The organism is Microbacterium sp. Bi128 (assembly GCF_918698205.1).
On sequence record NZ_CAKKMM010000349.1, the window covers coordinates 1 to 4487 of the forward strand.

The following is a 4487-nucleotide window of genomic DNA, read 5'->3' on the forward strand; positions in this document are numbered from 1 at the left end:
CGGTGGGTTCGCCACCTTCGAGAACGGAGACGGCGGAGTTAGTGGTTCCGAGGTCAATACCTACTGCACGTGACATGGATTGTTTCCTTACTTCCTTGGAATCTTGCGGAGATGGCCGCGGACCCGCAGTGGCTCCAACCACAGTGACTGTGGCTCTAACCGCAATAGGTCCGACCGTTATTGAGCGATCTACACTCAACTTTACCCAGAGGGGGACATAAGTCAATTTAAAGTTGAGCGAAGTCGACTCAACTCTGCTTTCCCGCCTCGCCCGCGGCAGCTCCTCGCCGCCTAAATTCCCCTCAATCCAGCCCTTCCGGCGCGTCCCGGGCGGCGTTTCGCCCTGCGCGAACCTGCCCGCTGGGCGCAGGGGCGCAGACCTGGGCAGGGGACCAGCCGGCGCCCGCGCCGGCTGGTCCCGCCAGCTTTGATCCCGTTAGTTGTCGCCCCGAGCGGCGTCGCCGTCGGCAGGCTCTCCCGCTGCCGGCCGGGCGGATCGCTCGGGACGGGACGTACCGGCGCTCCCGTAGTCACCTTCGGGGTATTCACCTTCCTCGGCGACGCCGGCGGGCTCACCGGAGACCCCGCCCTCGCCGTAGTCGCCCTCGGGATAGTCGCCTTCCACGTCGCCGACGACGGCGGCTCCGGCCACGCCGGCCTCGCCGTAGTCCCCCGCGGCGTACTCCCCCTCGACGGCGGTGGGCGGGACTTGGCCTGCCGTGCCGGCGGAGCCGTAGTCGCCCTCAACGTATTGCCCCTCAGGTGCCGTGGCCTCTGCCTCATCTTCCGCGGGACCGGCATCGACGTTCCGCGGCGCCGCTTTTCCGGGGACATTCTCTTCAGGCGTGTTCTCTGCAGGCCTGTTCTCTTCAGGCCTGGTCTCTTCAGACATGGATGGATCCTTCCTGGACGCATCTGGCGCGCCCGTGCGGGCGCAGGGGCAGTCTATCGAGCGCCACGGCAAGGCAACAGGGGAACCTGGTTTACCGGGCAGCGCCGGCCGCCGGCAGGCCCGCGACGTCGGCCAGCACCGCGAGGTGGTGGCCGAAGAGCTCCTCCCGGGCTGTGAACGTGTCTGCGCCATACTGGCCGAAAACCTCGAAACTGACGGCGCCGAAGAGCGAGGTCCAGGCCAGTGCGCCGCGGGCCAGGAGGTCATCCGGCACCGCCAGGCCGAACTCGGCGCGGATTTTCGCCAGGTCCCCCGCCAGCCCGGCGGCCACGGCAGGACTCCGCTGGCCGGTCGCGGCGAGCCGCCCGGCCCGGAAGGCGCCGTCGAGGATTCCCATGAGGGCCGTAATCACCCTCGTCCCGGGGCCGGTGGTCCGCTCCGCCGGGGCCTGGTAACCGGGCACCGGACTGCCGAAGAGCAGGGCGTAGCGGGAGGGCTCGCGCAGCGCCCAGTCCCGCACCGCACGGCCCAGCGCCGCGAAGCGCCCGCCGAAGTCATCCTCCGGCACTGCCCCGACGGCGGCATCCACCGCATCGCCAAGTTCGTTGTACGCATCAATCAGCAGAAGGGTCAGCAGCTCCTCGCGGCTCTCCACGTAGCGGTAGACCGCCGAAGAGACAACCCCGAGATCACGGGCCACGGCGCGGAGGGACAGCGCGGCGGCCCCGTGCAGCGCCAGATGCTCCCGGCCCAGCCGGACGATATCGGCCACCGTCTGGGCGCGGGCACGCTCGCGCGGGGTGCGCAGCCGCGCCGCCGCCGGGGCCGCTCCGGCCGCTCCGGCCGGGCCTGCCGCAACGCCGACGTCTATCGCGCCCGCAATCCTGTCCTCTGGCATGAGTCCAGCATTCCACATCCACGAGCACGGTCAACAAATGTGAGCACCGCTCTTGACTTGCCGGCCCCGGCGGCGCATCCTGAATGGGAGAGCACTGCTCTCGTTATTTCAAAAGGAGATCGGAATGTCCCAACCTGCAGCCTCCGGACACCAACCGTCCAGGCTCTATGTCGTCACAGGGGCCGGCCCGGTGGGCTGGACCGTCGCCGAACAGTTGGCAGCGGCGGGCCACCGGGTGCGCCTCCTGACGAGGTCCGGCAGCGGACCCGCCCACCCGCTGGTGGAACGAGTGTCGATCGACGTGTCCGAGCCCGCCCGGCTCGGCGAGGCCGTCCAGGGCGCCGCGGCCGTTTTTCACTGCATCCACGGCTCGCGGTACAACGCCGAGGTGTGGGCCAGGGAACTGCCGGCCGCCGAGCTGAATGTGCTCGCCGCGGCGGGCGCGGCGGGCGCCGTCGTGGTCTTCCCGGAAAGCCTGTACTCCTACAGCACCCCGGAAAACATCATGACCGAGGACAGCCCCCGGCAGGCACAGGGCGGCAAGCGCGGAGTCCGGACCGCACTGCTCGCGGCCCGGGCGGCCTCCCCCACCGCCACCGTGAGCATGGTGGCCGGCGATTTCTTCGGGCCGCGGGTCCGCAACTCGCACGCCGGCGAGCGCATGGTCCGGCCCGTCGCGGCCGGCAAGCCAATGCAGGTGATCGGGCGGGCGGACCAGCCGCATTCCTTCACGTATGTCCCGGACCTCGCGGCCGCCATGATTGCGGCGGCTGACAGGCCCCAGGTGTGGAACCGGGTATGGCATGCGCCCACTGGACCTGCACTGACCCAGCGCGAGATCGCGGGGGCATTCGCCAAGGCGGCCGGCGCCCGGGCACCGCGTGTCACCGGCGTTCCCGGGTGGGCGGTGAGGGCAATGGGAGTGTTTTCCACGGATATGCGGGACCTGGCCGAGACCCTGTACCAGTTCGAGCACCCCTTCGTCATGGATTCCACGGCGAGCCAGGCCGCGCTGGGGCTGACACCGACCCCGCTGCACGAGGCAGCCGCCGCCACCGTTGCCTGGTGGAGGGACCAGGGACAGTGACGGCGGCTGCGGTCTTCGGTTCCGCCTAGCGGACCCCGGCCTCCTCGTTTTCAGCCGGATCTGCCTTCGGATTTTCGGCGGACAGCGTGGCCCGGGCGCCGTCGCGGGCCACAGCCCCGCTCCCTGGCCGGCCGAGCTTGCCGGGCCACCAAAGCCGCGGGCCGATGTCGTAGGCCAGCGCGGGCACCAGCAGGGAGCGGACCAGCACCGTGTCCAGCAGGACGCCGAACGCGACGATGAAGGCGAGCTGGACCAGGAACATGATCGGGATGACGCCGAGGGCCGCGAAGGTGGCCGCCAGGACCACCCCGGCAGAGGTGATGACCCCGCCTGTCACTACGAGGCCGCGCAGGATGCCGGCCCGGGTGCCGTGCTTGAGGGATTCCTCCCGGACCCGGCTCATCAGGAAGATGTTGTAGTCGACGCCCAGTGCCACGAGGAAGACGAAGCCGAACAGGGGCACCGTCGCATCCGCGCCCGGGAAGCTGAAGACATTGTTGAACACGAAGGCGGAGACGCCCATCGCCGCGGCATAGGACAGGACCACGGAGGCGACCAGCAGGACCGGCGCGAGCACCGAGCGCAGCAGCAGCATGAGGATGACCAGGATGACGCCCAGGACCACCGGGATGATGGTGACGAGGTCGCGCTGGGCAGTGGTGTTGGTATCCAGCGCCGTGGCCGTCACACCGCCGACCAGCACACCGCTGTCTATCTTCTTCAGGTCCTGGCGGAGCGACACCACGGCGTTTTCGGCCTCGGCGGAGTCCGCGGCGTGGTTCAGCGTCGCGTTGATCAGGACCTTCCCGTCCCTGATTGCGGGGGCAGCCGGCGCGCCCGGGGCGCCGGTGATGACCGGGGCGCCGCCTTCGGCCAGCAGATAGGCGTCTCCGACGCCGTCGCTGGTCTGCAGCTTCGCCAGAACGTCCTGGGCGTTTGCCTCGTCGGCCACGATCACCGCGGGGCTGCCGGACCCGGCGTCGAAGTGCCGGCCCAGGGCATCCTGCCCGTCGACGGCATTGGAGGAGGTGAGGATGACGTCGGTCTGGGCGACGCCGTTGGCTTTAAGCTGCAGGAGGCCGGTAGCGGCTACCAGGAGCAGCAGCACCGAGGCGACCCAGACCGTGCGCGGCCGGCGGGATACGAGCGAACCGGTGGCCCGCCAGAGTCCCTTCTGGCCCTCGAGGCCGGTGACCAGTTCCGGTTCCCGATCGGTTTCCGGTAGCAGTTTGGGCCGGAACGGCCAGAACGCTGCCCGGCCCAGCAGTGCCATCAGGGCCGGCAGCAGGGTCAGGGCGGCGAAGAGCGCGCAGAGGATGCCCGCCGCCGCCACCGGGCCGAGGGCCTTGTTGGAGTTGAGGTCGGAGAACAGCAGGCAGAGCAGCGCGATGATTACGGTGGCGCCGGAGGCCAGGATCGGTTCCCAGGCCGCCTTCCATGCGGTGACGGCGGCGGCCGTCCGGTTGGTGGTGTGGGTCAGGGCTTCGCGGAACCGGGCCACATACAGCAGGGCGTAGTCGGTGGCTGCGCCGATCACCAGGATGGACAGGATGCCCTGGCTCTTGCCGTTCAATTTAATCCAGGCGGCCTTAGCAATGCCAAACACCACC

The 4487-nt window shown here is 69.6% G+C and carries 5 protein-coding genes; 1 reads left to right on the top strand and 4 read right to left on the bottom strand.

The annotated features are described in order from the left end of the window. The 3 genes from LQV45_RS35905 to LQV45_RS18735 all read right to left on the bottom strand — a co-directional run. Positions 1 to 76: Hsp70 family protein (locus LQV45_RS35905; RefSeq protein WP_374208245.1), on the bottom strand; the 76-nt coding region annotated here is incomplete at its 3' end. A 360-nt stretch (positions 77 to 436) separates the two neighbouring features. Then, entirely contained in the window at positions 437 to 892 is a 456-nt protein-coding gene (locus LQV45_RS18730) for a hypothetical protein (RefSeq protein ID WP_230008314.1), read from the bottom strand. Positions 893 to 983: 91 nt separating this feature from the next. Then, positions 984 to 1790 (bottom strand): TetR/AcrR family transcriptional regulator, encoded by an 807-nt coding sequence (locus tag LQV45_RS18735; RefSeq protein ID WP_230008315.1) that lies wholly within the window; start codon positions 1788 to 1790, stop codon positions 984 to 986. Between the two features lie 124 nt (positions 1791 to 1914). Here LQV45_RS18735 and LQV45_RS18740 point away from each other — a divergent pair, with 124 nt between their 5' ends. Continuing rightward, a complete protein-coding gene (locus LQV45_RS18740; protein ID WP_230008316.1) occupies positions 1915 to 2877 on the top strand; it encodes an NAD-dependent epimerase/dehydratase family protein in 963 nt (320 codons plus the stop codon). 25 nt (positions 2878 to 2902) lie between these two features. Here the strand turns inward: LQV45_RS18740 and LQV45_RS18745 are convergent. Then, positions 2903 to 4487 (bottom strand): MMPL family transporter (locus LQV45_RS18745; RefSeq protein ID WP_230008317.1); only part of this gene is annotated, 1585 nt, incomplete at its 5' end.

What these genes read in the sequence shown, in the direction of transcription:
- LQV45_RS18730 (WP_230008314.1), bottom strand. Translation starts at nt 892, where the DNA reads ATGTCTGAAGAGACCAGGCCTGAAGAGAACAGGCCTGCAGAGAACACG.
- LQV45_RS18735 (WP_230008315.1), bottom strand. Translation starts at nt 1,790, where the DNA reads ATGCCAGAGGACAGGATTGCGGGCGCGATAGACGTCGGCGTTGCGGCA.
- LQV45_RS18740 (WP_230008316.1), top strand. Translation starts at nt 1,915, where the DNA reads ATGTCCCAACCTGCAGCCTCCGGACACCAACCGTCCAGGCTCTATGTC.